This is a genomic window from Aureibaculum flavum, assembly GCF_016406085.1.
In the GTDB taxonomy this organism is placed as follows: Bacteria; Bacteroidota; Bacteroidia; order Flavobacteriales; family Flavobacteriaceae; genus Aureibaculum; species Aureibaculum flavum.
On sequence record NZ_JAEHFJ010000001.1, the window covers coordinates 566597 to 590528 of the forward strand.

18 protein-coding genes are annotated in these 23932 nt (G+C 32.6%); 8 read left to right on the forward strand and 10 right to left on the reverse strand.

Annotated features, from left to right (window positions below; genetic code table 11):
* Positions 1-105: 105 nt before the first annotated feature.
* The 10 genes from lolB2 to JBL43_RS02520 form a co-directional block, all read right to left on the reverse strand.
* The gene (lolB2, locus tag JBL43_RS02475; protein ID WP_198839890.1) at positions 106-723 is read right to left on the reverse strand and encodes a flexirubin biosynthesis protein LolB2; all 618 of its coding nucleotides are present in this window, start codon (positions 721-723) and stop codon (positions 106-108) included.
* Positions 704-1327: a flexirubin biosynthesis/transport protein LolA2 gene (lolA2, locus tag JBL43_RS02480; RefSeq protein ID WP_198839891.1), complete on the reverse strand. Its 624-nt coding sequence runs from the start codon at positions 1325-1327 to the stop codon at positions 704-706. The genes lolB2 and lolA2 overlap by 20 nt, the downstream gene beginning before the upstream one ends.
* Positions 1328-1511: 184 nt before the next feature.
* A complete protein-coding gene (locus JBL43_RS02485; RefSeq protein ID WP_233098668.1) occupies positions 1512-2177 on the reverse strand; it encodes a polysaccharide deacetylase family protein in 666 nt (221 codons plus the stop codon).
* 98 nt (positions 2178-2275) lie between these two features.
* The gene (locus JBL43_RS02490) at positions 2276-3337 is read right to left on the reverse strand and encodes a beta-ketoacyl synthase N-terminal-like domain-containing protein (protein WP_198839893.1); all 1062 of its coding nucleotides are present in this window, start codon (positions 3335-3337) and stop codon (positions 2276-2278) included.
* On the reverse strand, positions 3338-4534 hold the full coding sequence (locus JBL43_RS02495; RefSeq protein ID WP_198839894.1) for a beta-ketoacyl-[acyl-carrier-protein] synthase family protein: 1197 nt from the start codon (positions 4532-4534) through the stop codon (positions 3338-3340). It lies immediately after the preceding gene.
* The gene (locus JBL43_RS02500) at positions 4535-4792 is read right to left on the reverse strand and encodes a phosphopantetheine-binding protein (RefSeq protein ID WP_117883504.1); all 258 of its coding nucleotides are present in this window, start codon (positions 4790-4792) and stop codon (positions 4535-4537) included.
* Positions 4793-5413 (reverse strand): 3-oxoacyl-ACP synthase, encoded by a 621-nt coding sequence (locus tag JBL43_RS02505; RefSeq protein ID WP_198839895.1) that lies wholly within the window; start codon positions 5411-5413, stop codon positions 4793-4795.
* Position 5414: 1 nt separating this feature from the next.
* Positions 5415-6560 (reverse strand): beta-ketoacyl synthase N-terminal-like domain-containing protein, encoded by a 1146-nt coding sequence (locus JBL43_RS02510; protein ID WP_198839896.1) that lies wholly within the window; start codon positions 6558-6560, stop codon positions 5415-5417.
* A gap of 83 nt (positions 6561-6643) precedes the next feature.
* Positions 6644-7993: a sensor histidine kinase gene (locus tag JBL43_RS02515; RefSeq protein ID WP_198839897.1), complete on the reverse strand. Its 1350-nt coding sequence runs from the start codon at positions 7991-7993 to the stop codon at positions 6644-6646.
* Complete coding sequence (locus JBL43_RS02520; RefSeq protein WP_198839898.1) at positions 7993-9357, reverse strand: sigma-54-dependent transcriptional regulator; 1365 nt, start codon at positions 9355-9357, stop codon at positions 7993-7995. Before JBL43_RS02520 ends, JBL43_RS02515 begins: the two co-directional genes overlap by 1 nt.
* A gap of 231 nt (positions 9358-9588) precedes the next feature.
* Between JBL43_RS02520 and JBL43_RS02525 the strand changes: the two genes are divergently transcribed.
* From JBL43_RS02525 to JBL43_RS02560, 8 genes are all read left to right on the forward strand, one after another.
* Positions 9589-10947 carry a TolC family protein gene (locus JBL43_RS02525; protein ID WP_198839899.1) on the forward strand — a complete coding sequence of 453 codons (1359 nt, stop codon included), beginning with the start codon at positions 9589-9591 and terminating at the stop codon, positions 10945-10947.
* Positions 10948-11174: 227 nt separating this feature from the next.
* Positions 11175-12422, forward strand: a complete 1248-nt coding sequence (locus JBL43_RS02530) for an efflux RND transporter periplasmic adaptor subunit (RefSeq protein ID WP_198839900.1) — start codon at positions 11175-11177, stop codon at positions 12420-12422.
* Between the two features lie 30 nt (positions 12423-12452).
* Complete coding sequence (locus JBL43_RS02535) at positions 12453-13148, forward strand: ABC transporter ATP-binding protein (RefSeq protein ID WP_198839901.1); 696 nt, start codon at positions 12453-12455, stop codon at positions 13146-13148.
* A 25-nt stretch (positions 13149-13173) separates the two neighbouring features.
* Complete coding sequence (locus tag JBL43_RS02540; RefSeq protein WP_198839902.1) at positions 13174-15603, forward strand: ABC transporter permease; 2430 nt, start codon at positions 13174-13176, stop codon at positions 15601-15603.
* A gap of 76 nt (positions 15604-15679) precedes the next feature.
* Entirely contained in the window at positions 15680-16423 is a 744-nt protein-coding gene (locus tag JBL43_RS02545; protein WP_233098669.1) for a head GIN domain-containing protein, read from the forward strand.
* Positions 16424-16505: 82 nt separating this feature from the next.
* Complete coding sequence (locus tag JBL43_RS02550; protein WP_198839903.1) at positions 16506-18935, forward strand: ABC transporter permease; 2430 nt, start codon at positions 16506-16508, stop codon at positions 18933-18935.
* 94 nt (positions 18936-19029) lie between these two features.
* Entirely contained in the window at positions 19030-21420 is a 2391-nt protein-coding gene (locus JBL43_RS02555; RefSeq protein ID WP_198839904.1) for an ABC transporter permease, read from the forward strand.
* 13 nt (positions 21421-21433) lie between these two features.
* Entirely contained in the window at positions 21434-23848 is a 2415-nt protein-coding gene (locus JBL43_RS02560; RefSeq protein WP_198839905.1) for an ABC transporter permease, read from the forward strand.
* Positions 23849-23932 lie beyond the last annotated feature (84 nt).

Consider the following 23932-nt stretch of genomic DNA (forward strand, 5'->3'; position numbering starts at 1 on the left):
ATTTATAGTTGGTAAAAATAGAATTTCTTTTTGAATTGATATCCGTTTCTTTATTTTTAAGAGGTCTTACTCCTATAGGTCTCCTATCTCGTTTTGAGCAACACACTAATCGATACGCTTCAGTTTAATTTTCAGTTTGATATTCTTATGATCTATTATTATGTTTTCAGCCATTTTACCGTCCTTACTTTCAAAGTTGAAAATGATTTTTTCTTTGGATTTAGAAGCATGTAAAATGCGAACCAACTGTTGATTTTTCTTACTGACATAATAGTAATTAAATCTTTTATTATCAACTAATTGAAAAATAGTAGCCTCAGTGTTTTGATAGGTTTTGTCAAATCGAATTTCTTCTTGGAGTAAAATTTTAAAATCCTTTTTCAAGGTATTGATGACTATTTTCTTATTAAGATCATCCGCGATAAAATTAATGGTAAACACATCATTTATAAGTTCCATATCCATCATTTTAGAACCAAATTCTGTTGCAAAAACTATTCTATGGTGCTCAGTTGCTAATTTTTTAATGATTAAAAGACCACCAAAAGTACGTCCATATACTTCAAAATTTGCCTTGTAAACATAATCTTTAGAGCTATCTGCGAAATAAGGATTTTTATACTTTTCTACTGTATTCTCCACAACCACAAAATCTTTTGTAGAGGCTACTGTACATGAAGTTAACAGTATAATTACGATAAAACTAATTCCTAAAAACCTCATCCTTTATCACTTGGTTTTCTTTTCGGTTTTTAAATACAATTTGAGTGTAATCATCAGAGGGTTCTATCATTCGCACCTCAACAACCGTATGTTTTTGAGTATCGAAATGCAACACAAATTGCTTGATGTATTTTTTAAGTTCCTCATCTTTAGAATTAAATGTAACAATATACGCCTCAGCGTTTTTGGAGAAATTCATAGTAAATTCAGCATCATCAAACATATCACCACTAATACTTTTTACAATGAGCTGATTCAATTTTTTAAACAATTGGTTAGAGCCGACATTGACATCGCTCTTTTTCCCTTCGTCATTAATTAACAGCTTGTCTTCCTTGAAAATAACACTGTACTGAAAAGGACTTGTATATGACCATTTTACCAAATTTGGCGACTTAAATAGCATTTTTCCTGAAGTTTTAATGTCATTTGACAAAAACTCCATGTGTTTGTATTGATCAAAATCGCTACCTATTGTCTTTGTTTTTTGAGCAACTGCTTTTACACGTTGCTTGAAGGTTGAAATTTCTTGAGCAGTCATCACTTTTTGGGCATAGCTTGCTGTTCCAATAAATAATAAAAAAGTAAGTATTAATTTAGACATATGGTATTTCATAAAGCTACTGACGTCAGTTCGAGTGTTTTTTGTTTCATGAAATGAAACAGAAAATGTATCGAGAACCGTTTTATCCGAAAATTCTATTCTCGATACACTTTTATCCCGAATTTTCGGGATCAAAGCACTCGAATCGACGAATTCTCTAACATTTGAATTTATAAAGTTAATTTTAACACTTAGCATATGCTTCAATTTCAAATAATTCATCTACCGTTACGGTTTCATAGTGATGTTCTTGTAAAAATAACAATAATTGTTCCAAAACCACAACGGTCCGTTTACTAGAATCATGTAATAAAATAACATCACCAGCTTTTAGGTTTTTTGTAATTCTATTTAGAATTTTTTTTGGTTCTTTTATTTTTGTATCCAAAGACCTCACATTCCATCCTACAACTTGAAGATTCGTTTCTTTAATTGCGTTTTTTATGGCAGGATTAGTAACTCCAAAAGGGGGTCTAAACAACTTGCAATTCACTTTTAATAAATTATAAATCAATTTATTAGTACTCATTATTTCTTCAACAATTTTATTCTTTGAAAAAAAATCAAAAGTATTAGAATGACTGTAAGAATGATTACCAACGACATGTCCTTCAGCAACTATTTGTTGCACTAATTTGGGGTGTTTTTCTATGCGATTTCCAATACAAAAAAAAGAAGCTTTGCTATTGTATTTCTTTAAAACAGAAAGGACTTGAGGTGTAAATTCTGAATTTGGTCCATCATCAAAAGTAATGGCAACTTGTTTTTTAGTGGTGTTTGGATTTGAATTTAATGCATTGATATGATAATTCCATCGGATATGAAACGAACCAATAATAGTTACAATCAACCAACATATAAAAAGAACAATGTATAAAAATTTAGGAAGTCCAAATGACAAAACAAGCAACACCAGTATAAAAAAAAAGCTATTTACTCTGCCAAATTTTAACATGACTGTAATACTACTAAACTGTGGTTTTCGCCTCTGTATTGATTATAAAGAAGTACATTTTTGTAGATCTTTTTAGGTTGGTCATTTATTTTAACCAAAGTAGGAATCTCTTGTTTCTTAATTATTTTGGAAGCCAGCCAAAACCCAAATGCAGAGGCTGTATTAAATTCTCCAGACAAATGTTTATAATAAACTTGCTGCGTATTCTTAAAGATACCTTCTTCTATCGTTTTGTAATAGGAATCGAAAGTAAGATCGCCGTTATTACCTAAAACAATAAGGTCTATATCTTCAATAGACAATTTATTTGCTTCTAAAAATGTTTTAATTCTAGATTCCAGATGCTCTTCGCTAAGTTGACTGTATATTTCAACATCCACTAATTTTGCATAGCTATGCTCCGTTTGTTCATCTGATAATGTACAAAATATGGCTCCTTCACCAAAGATAGAACCTTCCGTTTTAGAATTAATTAAATCTGTATTACCAGCTTCTTCTTTTTTAATATGACCAATCAAATGATGTAAATCATTGGTATGCTTACCATGTTCATCTACACCACCAACCAAAATAGTTGATGCCTCATCTTCATTAAATTTCATCTGAGCATCAATAAGACAAGATTCAAAAGAAATTGCAGAATGCACATAGGTAAAGTTATAGGCTTTGCATTGCAAGCCTAAGGCAATTTGAGCACCAACTGTATTGTGTGTAGATTGAATAAAAGAAGTTGGTGTTAAAAACTCTTCATCATTATCTATAATAGCACTTACAAATTTTTCAGAATCTTGTAAACAGCCCATTCCCGTACCCGTAATAATAGCATCAGGAACTTCTACATGAGCATCTTTTAACGCTAAACTTGAAGCCACCACACCCATTTTCACACCTTTTGCCATTCTTCTCGCTGCTGCAGGTGGAATATACTCTTTATAATTAGGGTTAATAACCGGTAAAATATTGGTATCATAAAAAACAATGTCATCTAAGAATCCACTCTCAGTAGTTTTTTGTGCCGAAACACACCCCAATCCATTGATATAACAATTTTTCATTTAGTTTTTTGAAAAAATTAAGGTTGAGCAATTTCCACCGAAACCAAAAGAATTAGAAAGCACATAATTGATTTGTTTCTCTTTTACTTTAGTAACAGGTACAATACCCGTTTCAGCAATCGCTGTGTTGAAGTTTAAATTCGGAAAAATAAGATTGTGTTGAATAGCTAGTATAGAGTACACCGCTTCAATTGCTGCCGCAGCAGCCAATGTATGCCCAGTAAACCCTTTTGTTGAACTTAAATCAGGAATTTTACTACCAAAAACACGTTGTATAGCAATACTTTCCGACAAATCGTTATTGGGTGTTGCCGTACCATGGGCATTAATATAATCTATTTGTTCCGGTAAAATTCCCGAAACTTTAAAGGCTTTTTGCATGGCTAAGGTAGCTCCTTCACCATTTTCAGACGAAGCTGTTTGATGAAAAGCATCATTAGCATTTCCATAACCGGAAACATAAGCCAGTACTTTTTTATTCTCTTTTGCAACGATTTCATCAGACTCTAAGATTAAAAATGCAGCCGCTTCACCTAAATTCAAACCTGTTCTATCATTATCAAAAGGTTTACAGTAGGTATCTGATAAAATCATCAAGGTTTTAAATCCGTTGATGGTAAATTTCGATAAGCAATCTGCACCGCCTACTACTACTCTATCCAATTTACCAGCTTTTATCATTCGAGCACCTAGCATTATTGCATTGGCTGATGAAGAACATGCAGTACTAATTGTCGTTACAAAATCGGTAATTCCTAATTGTTCTGCAATTTTGTGGGTAGAATCACCCGCATGATGACCACCAATATATTTGTGATTGGTTTCATCTTCTAAATATTGGTAATAATACTTTTCAGTCATGTCCATACCACCTACACTCGTAGCAGATATTAAACCTGTACGACAATCATTAATATCAGAAATTCCGGCATTCTCAACGGCCTGTTTGGCAGCAACTACCCCCAGCAATGCTGTTCTGGAATAATTTTGAGATTCAGGTAAATTCAATTGCTTTATCAATTCTTCGTTTGACAAATCAATTTCACCGACCATAATTTCGTCAATATGACGTGTTTTTATGCTAGAAATTTTAGAGATACCGTGCTTACTTTGCAATAAAGCATTCAAATTCTCTTCAACTGAGTTACCAATTGAAGAAACAATACCCATTCCAGTAATGGCAACTCCTTTAGACATTTATTTTGTTCTATTTGCTGTAATATAAGTTGCCATAATAGCAACTGATTCAAAAATTTTCTTACCCTCTTTAGGATCAGTTAATTTAATACCATAATCTTTATCTAACATTACAATTAACTCTAAAGCATCAATAGAATCTAATCCCAATCCGTCTCCAAAAAGAGGATCATCATCTCCTATTTCTTCGATTGAAACATCCTCTAAATTCAATTGCTCTATAATTTTTTCTTTTAATTCTAATTTTAATCCTTCCATCTAATCTTTATTTTTATAAAGGTTTTTTAATTCGTTAGTTGTATGTTTCCTTTGTCCTTTCTTGGATATCATATACATAAAGCAATCATAAGCTTCCCCATCATAATCTACCCATCCGCAAAGCACACTTTCTGCTTTTTCTTTTTCTAATAAGCTACTTGCATATGCATGCAAAAAATCAGCATTAAAAGCGTCAAAGATAAAAAAAGCATTCTCACTTTTTAACTGATGTTTAATACTTATTTCGCCAATAGTAATATTAGGCAGCGTATATACAAATACAGCGGGACTCGGATAATAACTTTCCTTGTCTTGAATACTCCCTTGATGTTTTCTATCTGTATCTAAACTTGAAGCTCTGTTTGTCAACACAATAGCGACATTATCATCAGCATCAATTTTAGTTGCATTTAACACATATTCAGCTCCCAAAAAGGCTAATTTACTTAAGTTATCCATTTTAAAAAATTTTGAATAACTTAAATTCAATTGTTTATACCCTTTTTTAGAAAAATCAGCAAATTCACTATTGGAATCCTCTTTGAATATGAGTTCTCCATTCACCGAAACTGTGTTATTCCTTATATGGCAATAGTTTGATATGTAATTTTCTATTTTCAAATTAATGCACTTTTTTAAAAATTACGGCTGTATTACATCCGCCAAAACCAGATGCTGTTTTCAAAAAAGTTTGCAATGGCTTTTTTGTATTTTCCTTTATTACATTTATAGATTGAGAAACGCCAAGTTCATCAAAACCATAAGATGTGTATAAAGTGTTATTAAATAACGATTGCATTCCCACGATAGTCTCCAACAAACCAGATGCCCCAAGTGTGTGGCCATAATAGCCTTTTAAACTATTCACAGGCACATCACCTAACTCCATTCTATTAAAAGCAATGGCCTCCATTTCATCGTTATAATTAGTGGCTGTACCGTGTGCAGAAATATAATCTATAGTACTCGTTTCTATCATTGCTTCTTTCAGAGCAGATTGAATGCTTCTGTATAATCCTTCTCCAGTTCTAGATGGTCCAGAAATATGATTGGCATCATTACAAGAGCCATCTCCTAATATTTCTAAAGCATCTGGCGATAGGTTTTCCTTTTGAGAAGTTACCAATATGGCAGCAGCAGCCTCTCCTATATTAATTCCCGTTCTGTTTTTAGAAAAAGGTCTACATGGAGCATCGCTAATTGCTTGAAACGATTGAAATCCCGATAAAATAAATTCAGAAACAATATCTCCACTCGCAATAAGTACATCATCATACACACCTGACGTTATCATTCGTTTTGCCACTGAAACCGCTAAAATTCCAGATACACAAGCATTAGAGACTACTATTGCTTCATTTTTAAATCCGAAAAATTGTTGAATTTGCTTCCCTAATTCAGCCAAATATGCTCGTTCTTTTGGGAACTTAGAATTGGTATCTAAGACATCTACATTTCCTTTTGTAGTTGAAATGATAAGTCCCGTTTTAGCTGTTATTTCTAAGTTAGACTGCTCTAAAACATCATTTAATGATAAGAACATCATTTTTTCTAAACGCGTAAAATCAATGCTATTCCCTAATTTTTGAAAAGCAGTATCTAATTGATCTGTTTTAATCAAAGAGGAATAAAAGGGTGTTTGTAACACCTTTTTATCATCTACTTTTTCAATACCAGAATTTCCTAATGAGATATTCTCAATATTCTGAGCCGTAGTAAAACCAAGACTTGAGATAATATTATTGTATGAAAGATAGGTTTGAGACACGCTTTATCGCTAAATTATTCGTTGCAAAAGTAATTAAAAGTATTTTGTTGAAACACACAGTTAAAATTCAATTCTAATTTATTTTAAAAAGTCAAGACAAAGGTGGTATTCTTATCTGGAACAGAATACACCATAAGGCTACCGCCATGTAGCTGCATAATTTGTTTAGAAAGGCTTAAACCGATTCCCGTTCCTGAATTTTTAGTGGTAAAAAATGGAACAAAAATTTCTTCTATAAGTTCAGGGGCTATACCTGCTCCGTTATCAGTAACGGTAATGTATTTTTTGTTTGCGTTGTTAATTCCTGCAGACATTATAATATTACCGTTTTCCTTATTCCCTAAAGATTGTAAGGCATTTTTAGCTAAATTTATCATCACTTGTGTAATTTGCTTACTATCAACAAACAATTCTAAATTTTCTGGAGTAATGTCTAATTTTATTTCCACCTGATTATTGACACCATCTTGTTGCATTAAAACCAATACCTTACTTAGTAACTTTTCTGCCTCTACAATTTCCTTGTCCGGTTCGGGAACACTCAATAATGTTCTGTACGACTGCACAAAACTCATTAAGTCATTACCTTGCTCTTTAATAACTTCCAATCCTTTTATTGTATTTTCAATATGCTTTACCTCAAAGGTATCTGCATTAACCATTTCATCGTCTTTTTTAAAATACCTTAAAATTGACTCTGAAATTGAGGTTATGGGCGTAATGGTATTCATAATCTCATGAGTTAGTACGCGAATCAATTTCACCCAAGAATCCGTTTCCTTCTCGTCCAACTCCTTATTAATATCCTGAATTACTACCAACAAAAGCTCCTGTTTGTTAATATTTATTGAAGTCGATTTTATGGCCAATTGGGTTTTCTCCCTTTCATTTGTGAGCTGATATAACTTTTGATCAAACGGCTTTAAATCTTCAAATAGAGCATACAATCCTTTATCGACTTGAGCCAATTGTTTAATATGATTCAGAGGTTTATAATTTAATAATCTTTCAACAGTAGGATTAGAAAAAATAATATGCCCTTTCTCATTAAAAGTTAAGATTCCAATATTCGAATGCTTTAAAATTTCTTGATAATATTGCTCTTGTTCTTGTTTTTTCAGATGTACATCTTGTATCAGAGCATTTACTCTATTCAAACTCTGATTTAAGCTCTGAAAAGACTCAATAAGGTCTTTTTCCGGAAAATGTAATGTAAAATCTTCATTTTTAATAGCATCAAAAAAATATGCCAGTTTCCTATTGATATTATTAATATAATATACCAATTGCCATGCTTGAAAGCATAAGAATCCAAGTATAAAAAAACAAACTACATAATACCCTTTTGTAAATAAGAATGCAAGACCTAAAGCGGTAAGGGTTATAAAAGTTACCCTTAAAATAATGTGTATATAAAAGTTTCTACTCGCCATTAATTGTCCATTTTCTTTATCTTGTTGTACAATGTTTGTCTAGAGACCCCCAATTGATTTGCGGCTGCACTATAATTACCATCATGCTTATTCAAAGCATTGGTAATCATCACTTTTTCCATTTCTTCTAACGTAGCTGTAGATGTTTCAGTAGACGTTATCGTTTTATTAGACCAGGAAAAATCCGTTGGCTTTAACACATTGGAATCACATAAAATAACAGCTCTTTCCATGGCATGTCGTAATTCGCGAACATTACCAGGCCAACCATAGTCTTTAAATTTATCTTGGACCATGGCATTTAATCTCAATCCTTGCTTTCCATATTTAGCCGCAAATTTATTTAAATAAAAATCAGCCAATAACAACACATCATCATCGCGTTCTCGCAATGGAGGTACTTCCACATGGATTGTATTAATTCTGTACAACAAATCTTCACGAAATATGCCATCTTTTACCATTTGTTCCAAATTGCAATTGGTAGCACAAACCAAGCGAATATCAACTGAAATTGGTTTATTAGACCCTACACGTACGATTATTCTATTTTGAATGGCCGATAATAATTTGGCCTGTGTCTGCAGCGATAGATTTCCTATCTCATCTAAAAATAACGTTCCGCCATTTGCCGCTTCAAATTTACCTATCCTATCTTCTTTGGCATCTGTAAAAGAACCTTTTGCATGCCCAAATAATTCACTTTCAAATAAAGTTTCAGAAATTGACCCCATGTCTACATTAATAAACACTTCATTTTTTCGTGGCGACATTCGATGTAATTCTCTAGCTATTAATTCTTTTCCTGTACCGTTCTCACCAGTTATCAATACATTAATATCTGTTGTAGCTACTTTTCGAGTAAGATTTAATACAGACGAAAGGGCCTTAGAATTACCAATAATATAATTTTTATCTTGATTGATAAGCTGTTTTAAATTGCTCTCTTTTTCTTTTAATTGATGGACTTCTTTTTGCGATTTACGCAATAGAAAAGCCGATTTTACAGTGGCTAATAATTTATCATTATTCCATGGTTTTAGGACAAAATCAGCTGCACCTTCTTTCAATGCTTTTACTGCTAAATCTATCGCTCCATAGGCTGTCATCATAATTACTGAAACCGCAGGTGATTTCTTTTTAATTTCTTTTAGCCAGTACAAACCTTCATTACCAGAATTAATACCAGCAGAAAAATTCATATCTAATAATACAATATCAAAGTCTGTCAGATTCTTAAGCGATGAAATCTGATTTGGGTTTGAAAGTATTTCAATACTTTTATATTCAAATTGCAACAATATTTCTAAAGCACTTAGCACGCTTTTATTATCATCTATTATTAAAATTTTTCCATCAGTCATCTTTACTAGTTTAATATTTTTTAAATGTACAAACAAAGATTTAAGTTTTTAAATAAGTGTAAAAATATTTTACACATCTTGTAAAAATATTTTACAAATAAAATATAATATAAATCAATACAAATCATAACACATTGATTTACATTTAAATAAAAACATGGCACAACATTAGTATACCTTTTGGCATAATATAAATAAAAATAGTTTTCTAAACTTGAATATTAATTAAACATGACCCTTAAAAAACATATTATTTTTTTACTTTTTGTTTTAATAGCCAATACTATTAGTGCACAAAAAACGTGGACATTAGATCAGTGCGTTGCCTATGCCATTGAGCACAACTTAGCATTGAATAATACTAAGTTCAACAGTGATTCTAACAAAGAAACGTACAAGCAGTCTATTCGTAATTTACTACCTAATTTAATTGGGTCATCTGATTACAATATACGTTATGGACGCTCGGTTAATGGTTTTACCAATGACATTATTAATACCGACTTCTTCTCTAATAATTATTCTTTAAGCTCTTCCGTAGATATATTTCAAGGATTTCAAAAACTAAATTCCATAAAAGCTTCTAAATTTCTATATAAGGCAGCAAAGGAAGATGTATTACAAGAAAAATATTTATTGGCCTTTAGGGTAATGTCTGCCTTTTATGACATTCGCTTTTACGAAGGATTATTACTTATTTCTGAAGATCAAGTAAAAGTCTCTGAAACCAATTACAATTTAGTAAAGCGTAAGGTAGAATTAGGTTTAAAGGCTGGAGCTGATTTATATGAAGCGGAATCTGTATTATTAACAGATCAACTGACTGCAACGCAAAGTGAGAATAGTTTAGAGGCTGCCCAATTAAAATTGATTCAAGAAATGAATTTAGAAGGTGAAACAGCTATTACTATAAATACTGCAATAGACGAAATAACAGCAATAGAAAACAATTCTCTAATTACAGATTTAGATACTATCTATAACACAGCAACTAATTTTATTCCTTTAATAAAAGCTGAAAAATTAAGAACAGAGGCCGCAAAGAAAGATGTTGCTATTGCACGCGGAGATTTATACCCTTCAATATCTTTATTTGCAGGATATGGAACCGGTTATTACGAAACAAATGTTGATGATACCGACCATATTATTCCATTCAATACCCAATTTAAAGATAATGCTTCGAGATATGTTGGAATCTCTGTAACTGTTCCTATTTTTAACCGTTGGTCTGGTCGTTCAAATATAAAACAACAAAAAATTGAACTACAACGTGCCCATAATAATTTAGATATACAAAAACAAGAATTGTACAAGCTGATTCAACAACTCGTACAAGATCAAAAATCATTTACTGTAGCGTCTGAGCAAAGTACAAAAAAAATGAAAGCCCAAGAGTTGACGTTTGCCATTGCACAAAAGAAATATGAGAAAGGGATGATTAGTGCCATAGAATTGTATCAAGCAAAAAATTTATATACGACTTCTCAAAATGAAAATTTGCAAATAAAATTACAATTGAAAGTCACTGAAAAAACTCTTGATTTCTATAAAGGATTACCGGTATTTGATAGTATTGATAAAAATTAAAAAAGTTAGGAGTTCATAGTTAAAAAAGGCATGAGATACGAAGAAAAAAGTTTGAAGACTTAAGTAAAAAAATTAACGAGTAACGATTGATTATTGATGATTTTTAAATTTAAAAATAAAATATAATTGTGAACGATTGGACCTTAAGATGTCCACAGATTGAAATAAAGATTAAAGCCAAAAGAAACTAGACTAAAAATTAGAGAAATAACGATTAAACAATAATAATGGATATAAAACTTGAAAAGAAAAAAGGGTTAAGACCAAAGCATTACGGATATATTGCTTTAGGATTACTCATAGCATTTGTAGCATGGAAACTAATTTTTAGTAGCTCAATGTCGACTTTTAGAACAGAGAAAGATAAATTATCTATTGCGGAAGTTATGCAAGGTAAATTTGACGACTATATTACTATTAATGGTACTGTTGCACCAATTTCTACAATTTATATGGATGCTTATGAAGGTGGCCGTGTGAGTGAAAAATTGATTGAGGAAGGTACCATGGTTAAAAAAGGAGACATTATTCTGAAGCTAGAAAATATGAACTTATATGAGCAAATTTTAGCAAGTGAAAGTAATATGGCTTTAAAGGAAAATAATTTACGATCTACAAAATTAGAATTTGATTCACGTCAAGTAAGTGGTAAAAAATCATTAGCTACAACAGATTATGACCTTACTAAAACAAAACGAAATTTTGAACAAAACGAAGCCTTGTACAAAGATGAACTAATATCAAAAGAAGAGTATTTACAAACTAAAGAGAACTACGAACTTGCGATAAAACAACAAAAAATTGTAAAACTACAAACGGAGCATGATGATAAAATGCGGATTACTTCATTATCTGGTTTGGATACCGATTTGAAACGTATGCGTAAAACCTTATCTATGGTATATGAACGTCTAGATCATTTGAATGTACGTGCTCCTGCTGATGGACAACTCGGATTTTTAGATGCAGAAATTGGACAAAGTATTGGACAAGGAGAACGTATTGGTCAAATAAATGTATTGACTGATTTTAAAATTGAAGCTACTATTGACGAACATTATATTGATCGTGTTAAACGTGATTTATCAGCTAGCTTAGAACGAAATGGAAAAGAATTTCCATTACGCCTTAGAAAAGTATATCCTGAAGTTAGAAATGGAAAATTTAAGGTAGATCTTGTTTTTACTAAAGAAAAACCAGAAACGATTCGTGCAGGTCAAACCTACAACATTAAATTGCAATTGGGAGCATCAAGTGACGCACTACTCTTACCAAAAGGTAGCTTTTTTCAAAGTACAGGTGGACAATGGATCTTTGTTGTAAATGAGAATAACGAAGCTATTAAACGTACCATTCGCATAGGAAAACAGAACTCAAAATATTACGAAGTGTTAGAAGGATTAGAACCTGGTGAAAAAGTAATCACTTCTAATTATGATAGTTTTGGTGAAGCGGAACGAATAGTGTTGAAATAGAATAGAAAATAGAGAAATAAAATATATAAAATGATAAAAATCCAAAATTTAAAAAAGAGTTTCAGAACCGAAGAAGTTGAAACATTAGCATTGAATGATGTCAATTTGAATGTAGCTTCTGGAGAATTTGTTGCCATTATGGGACCATCTGGTTGTGGTAAATCTACCTTGTTAAACATCATTGGTATGCTTGACAACCCTACCGAAGGTAGCTACAAATTCGGCGACCATGAAGTTGGAGGCTTAAAAGAGCGTCAAAGAACTGAATTACGTAAAGGTAATTTAGGATTCGTTTTTCAAAGTTTTAACTTAATTGATGAACTTACGGTTTATGAAAATGTAGAGTTGCCTTTAATTTATTTAAAAATGAATAAAAGTGAACGCAAGCAAAAAGTAATGGCTGTACTAGAACGAATGAAAATTGCTCATCGTGAAAAGCATTTCCCTCAACAATTGTCGGGTGGACAGCAACAACGTGTGGCCATTTCAAGAGCGGTAGTTACCAACCCTAAATTGATTCTTGCCGATGAACCTACAGGTAATTTAGATTCTAAAAACGGGATTGAAGTAATGAATTTACTAACGGAATTAAACCAAGAAGGAACTACAATTGTAATGGTAACTCACTCTGATAGAGATTCACATTATGCACACCGAATTGTAAATCTTTTTGATGGACAAATTGTTACAGAAAGTCAAAATCGAGAAATAGGAGCAGTCAAATAGTCATTAAAAATCAAATTTAGTAATCATGTATAAAAATTACCTAAAAATAGCTTGGCGGAATTTAAAAAAACAACCTTTTTTTACTTTTCTAAACACCTTTGGTCTTGCTATAGGAATGACAGGTGCTATACTCATCTCGCTCTTTGTATATGATGAATTAAGTTTTGATAAAATGTTTGTTGATGCAGACCGTATTTACAGAATAGATACCGATATAAAATTTGGTGGTGCAGAAATGGAGTCTGCACAAGCTGCGGCTCCTATGGCAAAAACAATACAAAATGATTTTTCGCAAGTTGAAAATACTGTTAGATTTCGAAGCCAAGGTAGTATGTTGGTCAGAAAAAATGAAAATGAGGATAATGCAAAGGAAAATCAAACAACATTTGTAGATTCTACTTTCTTTGACATGTTTGGGTTAAAACTACTTTCTGGTGATGTTAAATCAGCATTAACCCATCCGAAAACATTGGTTTTAACAGAAACAGCATCCGAAAAATATTTTGGTTTAAATAATGCAATTGGCCAAACCCTGCTCATAAATAATAATGACACTTACACAGTAACAGGAGTTATAGAAGATCTACCAAAGAATTCTTTTTTAAAAGATTATTCCGTGTTTATGGCAATGGCTGGTCATGTTGCCTCAAAAGAAAATAACTGGGGCGGTAACAACTTTTACACCTTTATAAAATTGATACCCAGTGCCAATGTTGATGACATGAAAGCACCTTTAGAAGGCATGCTCGAAAAATACATGTTACCATGGGCACAACAATATTTTCCTGGCATGACTGGAGAATCATTTATTGCATCAGGTAATCGTATCAGATATTATACGATGCCATTAACAGATATTCATCTGTATTCTGCACGCGAATCCGAAATGAACGCTAATAGTAGTATTCAAAACGTATATATTCTTTCTTTTATTGGGTTATTTCTTATTATTTTGGCATGTGTAAATTTCATGAACCTATCAACTGCTCATTCGTTAAAAAGAGCTAAAGAAGTTGGTGTAAGAAAAACATTAGGGTCAAATAAAAGAGAGTTGATTCAACAATTTTTAATTGAATCAGGATTGATTTCTTTTATTTCATTATTATTTGCAGTATTGTTATCCATTGCCGTTCTACCTCTTTTTAATGAACTTTCAGACAGGTCTATTAACTTGCCTCTAACCAATCCTTTTTTCTGGCTAATACTTTTAGTAGTAACTATTATTCTAGGACTTTTTTCAGGAAGTTATCCTGCTTTTTTCATGTCACAGCTGAAGCCTGTACAAACCCTTAAAGGAGGACTAACTAATGTAGGAGGAAGAAATATTAGAAGTGGATTAGTAGTATTTCAATTCGCCATTTCTGTTTTTTTGATTGTAAGTACATTGGTTGTATTTCAACAATTAAAATTTATACAATCTAAAGATCTTGGTTTCACTAAAGATCAAGTTTTATTAATCGAAGATACCTATGCCGCAGGTAAACAGGCAGATACTTTTAAAGAAGAAGTTGAACGTTTAAGTCAAGTACAAAGTAATACTTATAGCAGTTTTTTACCAGTTCCATCTGCTCGCTCAAGTAGCACATATTTTGAAGAAGGAGCCATGGAGCAAGATAAAGCTATTCAGATGGGTACGTGGTATGTCGATGAAGATTATATCTCTACTTTAAATATAAAGCTTATTGCTGGTCGCAATTTCGACAAACAACATCTTACAGATTCAACGGCTGTAATCATCAATGAGGCTGCGTTAAAAAGATTGGGTGTAAATGCTGAAGAGGCTCTTGGAATGAGAATCTCACAAGACATAGAAAACGAAAAACCTGAATTTTCTACAATAATTGGAATCGTTAAAAACTTTCATTTTGAATCTTTAAAAGAGCATATTGGAGCTCTCGGTCTTTTTCTAGACAAATCAACAGGAACTTTAGCTGTAAAATTAAAAGCAGGAGATTTTGAACAAACCATTTCAAGCATTGAAAACATCTGGAATAAATTAGCTCCAGGACAACCTTTTAGTTATCGTTTTATGGATGACGCCTTCAACTCTAGTTATGATGCCGAACAAAGATTAGGTCAAATTTTTATGATATTTACAATACTTTCTATCTTAATTGCCTGCCTTGGCCTTTTTGGTCTAGCCGCTTTTAATGCTCAAAAACGTACCAAGGAAATTGGAATCCGAAAAGTATTGGGAGCAAGTATTAGTCAAATAACCTATAGACTAACTACTGACTTTTTAAAAATGGTAGGTATTGCTATACTAATTTCACTTCCAATTGGCTGGTATGCCATGAATAAATGGTTGGAAGATTTCTCATATCGAATTGAAATTAGTTGGTGGATATTGGCATTGGCTGCTTTTTTAGCGATAACCGTTGCCATATTAACGGTAAGTTATCAGAGTATTAAAGCGGCTATTGTAAACCCTGTAAAAAGCTTAAAAACGGAGTAGGACTCAGTGTTAATAAAAAGACCAAACCGCTGTTAGCGAGGTCCAAATAATTTTAATAAAATAAAACATAATAATCATGATTAGAATAATTATTTTAATAATAACAACAATAATTTCGAACATTACATCTGCACAATTTGCAACGCAATCAGTTAAAAATTTTGATAAAATAATTATAAGTCCACACATAGCAGTAAATTTTATTCAAGGTGACACTGAAAGTGTGAAAATAGAAACCATATCTGTAGATGAAAAAAAATTAAACATTGAAGTAAAGGGTAAAACGCTTCGAATTTATTTAGATGGAGCGAAAGAAGTTACTGAAAACGAAAAATACTATAAAAACGGTAAAAAACGTACCCGTTCATTGTACAATGGAACGATAGTTACGGCAACTGTTACCTATAAATTTATTGATGAATTGTCATTAAGAGGTGAAGAAAAATTCTTATGTAAAAGCCCTATTGATCAAAAGGATTTTACCTTAAAAGTATATGGCGAATCTGAAATCACAATCGATAAAGTAAATCTAAAAACATTACATACTACAATGTACGGAGAAAGTTATATTGTAATTAATAAAGGTACTATTGACCGTCAGAAAATAACAGGCTATGGAGAAGCCAAAACAAATAGCTTAGGTGTTATTAGCAAAAGTGTTAAAATTACAGCCTACGGAGAAGGTAGTTATAGACTAAATGTTTCTAAAGCCCTAAAAGTAACTGCCTACGGCGAAACGATTGTTGCCTACAAAGGAAATCCGAGCATCTACAAAGGTCTAATCATTGGAGATGCATCAATTCAGAAAATAGCAGAGTAATACTAAAAACCGAACAAACATAAAAAAATAGAGATTCAATTGAACAAATTCCGATTTTCACGGGAATGATATAAAACTAATCATGTTAAAAAACTACATAAAAATAGGTTGGAGAAACCTCGTAAAGAACAAGCAGCAGACCATTATCAACTTATTGGGTCTTACCTTAGGCACAGTAAGCTGTTTGACCATTTTACTTTATGTTTTTGCCCAACTTGGATTTGATGAAGACTTTTCGAATGCTGAATCTATTTATCGCGTGGAAACCATAATAGAGAGAGATGGTAAGGAAAGTTTTGACACTGCAGCAGCTTCTCCACCGATAGCCTTTGCTCTAAAAGAAGATTTTGGTGAAGTTGAAGAAGTTACACGGGTAGTACTAACAGATGTTTTTTATAGTAATTTAATCCGTGCCGCAGAAAATAAAGAGTCCTATTATGAGCCAAGAAGTTATATGGCCGACTCTACTTTTTTTAAAATATTCAATTTCAAATTTTTACACGGTGATATTGAGACCGCTCTAAATGAACCTAACGCGATAGTACTTTCCTCAAATTTGGCCAATAAAATGTTTGGTAATAAAAATTGCATTGGCAAGGCTGTAATTTGGGGTAGTGGTGAAGATGCACAAACACTTACAGTGAAAGGCGTATTCGATGAGCATTTTTACAAATCGCATCTCAACCCTAATTACATTGTGAGTATGAGTACACCCGGAATGGGTACATTTGTTCAGACTTTTGATGATTTCGCCACCAATAATTTTGTGTATAGTTATGCAAAACTTGTCCCTAATGCTGACGCTGACCTATTACAAAAAAAACTACCTGCTTTTATAATTCGTAGAGGATCTAAAAATTTATCAGATGCAGGAATGGACAATAAACAATTATTGTTAAAAAAGGTGACCGATATTCATTTGTATTCTGAAGGTCGCAAAAATCAAATCGGTAGAATTTCAAATATAACATATCTTTATTTTTTATTGACGTTAGCCTTTTTCATCCAATTGGTGGCCTGTATTAATTTTATAAACCTCAGTACGGCTAGGGCAAGTAAACGTGCAAAGGAAATTGGGGTACGTAAAGTTGTAGGTGCAGGAAAAAAAGCATTAATGCGACAATTTTTAGGAGAATCTCTACTCTTGTCAGTATTTGCAATGCTGATAAGTATTCCTATTACTATTTTCCTATTGCCTTTTGTAAATGAACTTACTCAAGAAGCATTGACTTATTTAAATATTTTCAATTGGGAAATCACAGCTTTATTGTTCGGTTTAGGGATTTTTACAGGATTAGTTGCTGGTATTTATCCGGCAGTAATTTTGTCCTCGATAAACCCTATAAAAGCCTTGAAAAGTGCGACTATATTACAATCTGGAAACGGCAACTTTAGAAAAGCATTAGTAGTCTTTCAGTTTGTGGTTTCTATAAGCCTAGTAGCCACGGTTATAGTAGTAACTCAACAGTTTAGATTTACCCAGAACAAAGACCTTGGTTTTAATAAAGAAAATCTATTAGCCTTACGAATAGGTACTAACGAAGCCTCAAGTAAGTTTGAATCTATCAAGACCTCATTTTTGAATACACCTGGTGTACTTGAAGTATCCAGCGGTAATTACTCGCCGTCCGAAATAGTTTTGTCCGATAACGGTTTGTATTTGCCTGGTGGAAGTAGAGAAAAGAGTACAATAATAAAACGCAATGGCGTCAGTGACGATTACTTTAAGACAATGGACATTCCAATCTTAGAAGGAAGAGATTTTCGTGAAGCAGATACTACTAATCAGATAATTGTAAATGAGGCCACACTTAAGGCCTTCAATATGAAACGTGAGGATGCTCTGAGTTCAAAACTTGTTCAAAGTTTTGGAGATGAAACCTATGAAATGGAAATCATTGGTGTGGTAGCCGATTTTCATTACGCTTCTTTAAAAGATGAAATAGCTCCATTATTTTTGCACAAAGAAAGCGAACCTAATTGGCTGTTCCTTCGTACTGAAACAAAGAATTACGAGCTATTACTTAGCAATTTAGAGAAACAATGGAAAACGACAGTAAACAATGTCCCATTTGATTATAGGTTTGTTGACAAAGAGGTTGAAAAGCTGTATGATGAAGAAAAACGACTTGGTAAAATTTCGTTCGTCTTTACTATTCTAGCCATTCTAATTAGTTGTTTAGGCCTCTTTGGATTGATTTCATATGTAGCCGAACAAAAGAAGAAAGAAATCGGAATTCGCAAGGTACTAGGTGCTAGTATAAATTCTGTAGTACAATTATTGACCAAAGATTTTGTAAAATTGGTAGGAATCGCCTTTTTGATTGCCTCCCCAATTACTTATTATTTTATGGAACGATGGCTTGAAGATTTTACATATCGAATAGACATCCAATGGTGGGTATTTGCTTTCGCTGGTGGTTTTGCTTTGATCATAACATTAATAACTGTTGGATTTCAATCATTAAAATCGGCCGTAGCCAATCCTGTAAAAAGTTTAAGAACAGAATAAAACTAGACAAATAGATTGATTTAGTCCAACAAACTCAGAAAGTAATCATCATGTGCATTGTGTATAGAATTTAATTAGTAAAAACTTTAATATCATGTTAAAAAACTACATAAAAATAGCTTGGCGGAATTTGAAAACAAACCGAATGTTTTCAATCATTAATATTTTAGGTTTAGCACTTGGTTTATCAATTACTATTCTGCTTTTTCTTTCCATTACCTATGAGCGTAGTTACAATACCATGTATACTCATAAAGACCAAATTTATCGGGTCCTTGTAAATACAGGTGAAAGTTATGACAAGCAAATTTTATGTACAGCTCCTGCTGCTTTAACTCCCGCCATTAAAAATGACATGCCAGATGTTAAATATGCCGCCAGAATATTGAAACATGGTTTTGGAGAAACGGCATTCGTAAAAGTGGGCAATACTACTTTTCTTGAAAAGGAATTATACTGGTGTGACCCTGAATTATTTGAGATATTCAATGTTAAATTTTTACAAGGAGAAGCTTCTTCTGCCATAACGAGACCAAATACTATTACAATTTCAAAAAGCACTGCCAAAAAATATTTTGGAGAAGCTGATCCAATGGGGAAAATTATTGTAGTTGATAGCGATGAAAAATTAGAAGTTACTGGTGTATTTGAAGACTTTCCTGAAAACAGTTCCTTGCACTGCAATGCAATAGCTTCTTTTAGTTCCACATTCGCCTATCAGAATCCAAGTTGGGGGAATTCTAGTTTTGAAACCTATTTACAATTAAATGAAAACACTTCACAAGCAAATACAGAAAGTCAATTACAATCGCTTTTAGATAAAAATGTAGATAAAGAAGGACAATGGTTTCACTTTACATTACAACCCTTGGAGAAAGTTCACCTTTACTCTGCTGACTATTCAAATTCTTACAGTAAAAGAGTCGGAGATATTGATGAAATAAACAACCTTTCATTTTTAGGGATACTTATATTATTGATTGCCTGTGTTAATTATATGAACTTAATGACGGCAAAGTCTGCAAAAAGATCGAAAGATGTTGGAATTAATAAAACCTTAGGAGCTTCCTTCAAAAGCCTAATAGTTCGATTTTATGCTGAAACAGGTATTATTACTTTAATAGCATTAGTAATTGGTGTTTTTATATCTGTATTATTCATTCCTCTTTTTAATCAATTAACAGCTCAACAATTAGAGGTTTCATTGCTATTTAAACCGCAAGTCCTTTTAGGTATACTATTATTTTGGGTAATTGCCACTTTAGTTTCAGGATCTTACCCCGCATTTTATCTTTCAAGTATTTCTCCAAACTCAGCCTTAACCTCAACAAGAAAAGATGGTTCAAGTATTATCAATGTGAGAAAAGGTTTGGTGGTATTGCAATTTGCAGCTTCTATAATTCTCATTGTTGGTGTACTAGTGATTTATCAGCAATTACAATTTATGCAAAATCAAAAATTAGGTTTTGATTCAGATAATGTGGTCGCTATTTCTACAACAGCAGTTAACGGTAATGACAAAAAAGAAGCTCTAGTTCAAGAATATGAATCGCTCAGCATGGTTTCTGATATTGCCATGGCACAGGGTTTTCCTGGTGTTACCGTAAGTGGAAGAATGTTATTTAAAACTGAAAATGATGAGAGTGGTTTAAAAATTCAAACCAACCGTGCAGATGCTGAAATTATCGATTTATTAAAACTAAAATTAATTGCAGGTAAAACCTTACCGCTAGTAAAGCAACAAGGTGATACTATATCAGAAGTGGTTCTTAACAAGAAAGCATTGGATTATTTAGGATATACACCCGAAGAATCGATTGGTAAAAAAGTACTAATCCAAGGTTTTAGTGGTGATGTATTTATTGTGGGTATCGTAGATGATTTTAATTTTGAATCACTGCACCAACCCATTGGAGCGTATGCTTTTCACAACCGAAGAACTGAAGCTCAAAATTTTGCATTGGTACGATTCAATAGTAATTCTTTGACCAACACCATGGATCAATTAGAATCTAAATTTCTAAAAATAAATCCAGATTCCTCCTTTGAATATACCTTTTTAGATAAAAACATTGAACAATTATATGCACAAGAACGTAAGACAGCAATATTAGGCTTCACGTTTAGCATTTTAGCTATTTTCGTAGCCTGTTTAGGTCTATTTGGTTTAGCGGCATTCACTGCCGAACAACGCAAAAAGGAAATTGGAATTCGAAAAGTATTGGGAGCTACTATCATGGGAATTACACAAATGCTCTCTATGGATTTTCTAAAACTGGTTGTCGTAGCCATTGTAATCGCGTTCCCTATCGCCTATTGGCTGATGCATAAATGGTTACAGAATTTTGCGTATCGAATAGATTTCAGTTGGTATATTTTTGCCATTTCAGGAATTTTGGCAATTGTAATTGCATTAATAACCGTTAGTTTTCAAGCGGTAAAAGCCGCACTTTCTAATCCTGTTAAAAGTTTAAGAACAGAGTAAACCTTTAAATATCATGTTAAAAAACTACATAAAAATAGCTTGGAGAAATTTGAAAAAGGACAAAACATTCGCCTTTTTAAATATTGTAGGTTTATCGGTTGCTTTCGGTGTTGCCATTTTACTATCAATGGCAGCTTTTTTCGAATTATCGTATGATAAATTTCATACCAATGCTGATACTTTGTTCAAAGTGTATGACGTGGTACAATCCCCAAAAGGACCAGAAGCCGGTACAAGTCAACCCGCTCCATTTGCCAACGCACTTAAAAAAGAAGTTCCAGGTATTGCAAAAGTTACACGTTACCTGCAAGATGGTGCTTTAGTTATCTATAAGGATAAAGAAATAAATATGAGTACCGTATGGGTTGATGCTGATTTCTTTTCTATGTTTTCTTTTCAGGCATTGGTAGGAAATTCTAATAATGCTCTTAATGAATTATCAAACATTGTACTTACTAAAAAAATGGCTACGGCGTTATTTGGAGAAGAAAATGCAATAGACAAGTCCGTAAACATTCTTATAAATGGAAAAGAAACACCATTTACAGTTGCTTCAGTAATAGAAAATAAAAAATCTAACAGCACGCTAGAATTTGGTTTGGCCATCCGATTTGAAAACCATCAAAGTTACACTAAAAACAAAGAAGAGTGGGGTTCTCAATATCACGATGTTTATGTGCAATTACAAAATGAGGTAAATGCGAAACAGTTTGAAAATAATACCCAAACGTTTGTTGATTTACATTATAAAGAGTCCATTGAAAACCTAAAACGTGACGGAGCACAAGCGGACGCCAATGGTCGTTATATGACTATTAATTTATTGCCGTTAAAAGATGTACATTATACAAACTTTCAAAACGGTTACGCAAAAATTAGTAGAACAATACCCTATTTAGTGCTCAGTGTTGCTTTTTTAATTCTTTTTATTGCTTGTGTAAATTTTATCAACATGAGCATCGCTAAGAGTACACAACGTTTGCGTGAAATTGGAATGAGAAAAACATTAGGAGCACAAAAAAAGCAACTATTTTTTCAATTTTGGAGCGAAAGTCTGATGCTTTTTATGGTATCGTTATTTATTGGTATTGGTTTAAGCATTCTCTTTTTAAAGGATTTTCAAGATGTTTTCAGAACCAATGTTACTTTTAGTATGTTTACGAACCCCTTAAATATTATTCTTTTTATAGTTGTAATAGTGCTGGTAACGCTATTGGTGGGAGGCTACCCGGCAATGCTTATGAGTAAACTAAGTACGATTCAATCCCTTAAAGGTAAAGTAGATACGAACGGAAAAAATGTAGTTAGAAATGTGCTTATGGTAGTACAATTTTCAATTGCCATTTTATTAATTAGCGGCACATTGGTTTTATGGAGTCAGTTAGAATTTATGAGGAATAAAAACCTTGGCTTTGATAAATCACAAGTAGTAGCTTTTCCTATTGAAGGAAAAATGGACAGTCGAAGAGCCGTTAGCTTATTACGTGATCAACTTAAAGACAATCCTAATATAATAAGTGTTACCGCCTCCGATAATATTTTAGGATTGGGTAAAGATGGCAGTCAATTCAGTAGCCGTTTAGGTTTTGAATATAAAGGTAGAGTTGTTAAAACAAATATGCTCGTTGTAGATTATGACTATATAGAAACGTTGGGATTAGAACTTATACAAGGTCGTAGTTTTGATAGGCAATATCCTGGTGATGCACTCGGAATGGTAATTAATCAAAGTATGGCTCGCGAACTTGATGAAGAAGATCCATTGTCTGCAACTATCATGATGAGTGACAGCACTAAATATCAAGTATTAGGCATCGTTAAAGATTATCATTTTGAATCATTAACAAAGTCAATAGAACCATTAACATTCTTTATGAATACGGATTGGGATCTATACTATGCCTATGTAAAGGTTACTCCAGAAAATTTATCAAAATCATACGACGCTATTGAACAAACTTGGAAAACGCTAGAACCTAATGCCAAATTTTTAGGCTCTTTTTTGAATGATAATATTGATCGTACTTTTAGAAGTGAAAAAATTATGGCAACGATGATTACTAGTGGTTCCATTATAGCCATTGTTCTTAGTTGTATTGGTCTATTTGCAATTTCATTATTGGTGGTCGCACAACGCACTAAAGAAATTGGCGTGCGAAAAGTTGTGGGTGCCAGCATCTCTTCAATAACTTATTTATTGACCAAAGATTTTCTTAAGTTAGTGGCGATTGCTTTTGTTATTGCCTCACCTGTGGCCTGGTGGTTAATGAATCAATGGCTTCAAGATTACGTGTATAGAATTGATTTAAGTATTTGGATTTTTGCCCTTGCGGGATTATTAACAGTACTAATTGCATTATTTACGGTTGGTGTAAGAACTATAAAAGCAGCGATGCAAAATCCTGTAAAAAGCTTAAAAACTGAATAGTTAGGTAAAGAGTTCTTTAATAAGCATATTTTTTTAATACCATCGTCAATAAAATTGGATTCTGAATATCAGTGACCGTTTTCT

Excerpts from the sequence above, each read along its gene's own strand:
- lolB2 (WP_198839890.1), bottom strand. The coding sequence starts at position 723 with ATGAGGTTTTTAGGAATTAGTTTTATCGTAATTATACTGTTAACTTCA.
- lolA2 (WP_198839891.1), bottom strand. The coding sequence starts at position 1,327 with ATGTCTAAATTAATACTTACTTTTTTATTATTTATTGGAACAGCAAGC.
- JBL43_RS02490 (WP_198839893.1), bottom strand. The coding sequence starts at position 3,337 with ATGAAAAATTGTTATATCAATGGATTGGGGTGTGTTTCGGCACAAAAA.
- JBL43_RS02495 (WP_198839894.1), bottom strand. The coding sequence starts at position 4,534 with ATGTCTAAAGGAGTTGCCATTACTGGAATGGGTATTGTTTCTTCAATT.
- JBL43_RS02500 (WP_117883504.1), bottom strand. The coding sequence starts at position 4,792 with ATGGAAGGATTAAAATTAGAATTAAAAGAAAAAATTATAGAGCAATTG.
- JBL43_RS02515 (WP_198839897.1), bottom strand. The coding sequence starts at position 7,993 with ATGGCGAGTAGAAACTTTTATATACACATTATTTTAAGGGTAACTTTT.
- JBL43_RS02520 (WP_198839898.1), bottom strand. The coding sequence starts at position 9,357 with ATGACTGATGGAAAAATTTTAATAATAGATGATAATAAAAGCGTGCTA.
- JBL43_RS02525 (WP_198839899.1), top strand. The coding sequence starts at position 9,589 with ATGACCCTTAAAAAACATATTATTTTTTTACTTTTTGTTTTAATAGCC.
- JBL43_RS02530 (WP_198839900.1), top strand. The coding sequence starts at position 11,175 with ATGGATATAAAACTTGAAAAGAAAAAAGGGTTAAGACCAAAGCATTAC.
- JBL43_RS02535 (WP_198839901.1), top strand. The coding sequence starts at position 12,453 with ATGATAAAAATCCAAAATTTAAAAAAGAGTTTCAGAACCGAAGAAGTT.
- JBL43_RS02540 (WP_198839902.1), top strand. The coding sequence starts at position 13,174 with ATGTATAAAAATTACCTAAAAATAGCTTGGCGGAATTTAAAAAAACAA.
- JBL43_RS02545 (WP_233098669.1), top strand. The coding sequence starts at position 15,680 with ATGATTAGAATAATTATTTTAATAATAACAACAATAATTTCGAACATT.
- JBL43_RS02550 (WP_198839903.1), top strand. The coding sequence starts at position 16,506 with ATGTTAAAAAACTACATAAAAATAGGTTGGAGAAACCTCGTAAAGAAC.
- JBL43_RS02555 (WP_198839904.1), top strand. The coding sequence starts at position 19,030 with ATGTTAAAAAACTACATAAAAATAGCTTGGCGGAATTTGAAAACAAAC.
- JBL43_RS02560 (WP_198839905.1), top strand. The coding sequence starts at position 21,434 with ATGTTAAAAAACTACATAAAAATAGCTTGGAGAAATTTGAAAAAGGAC.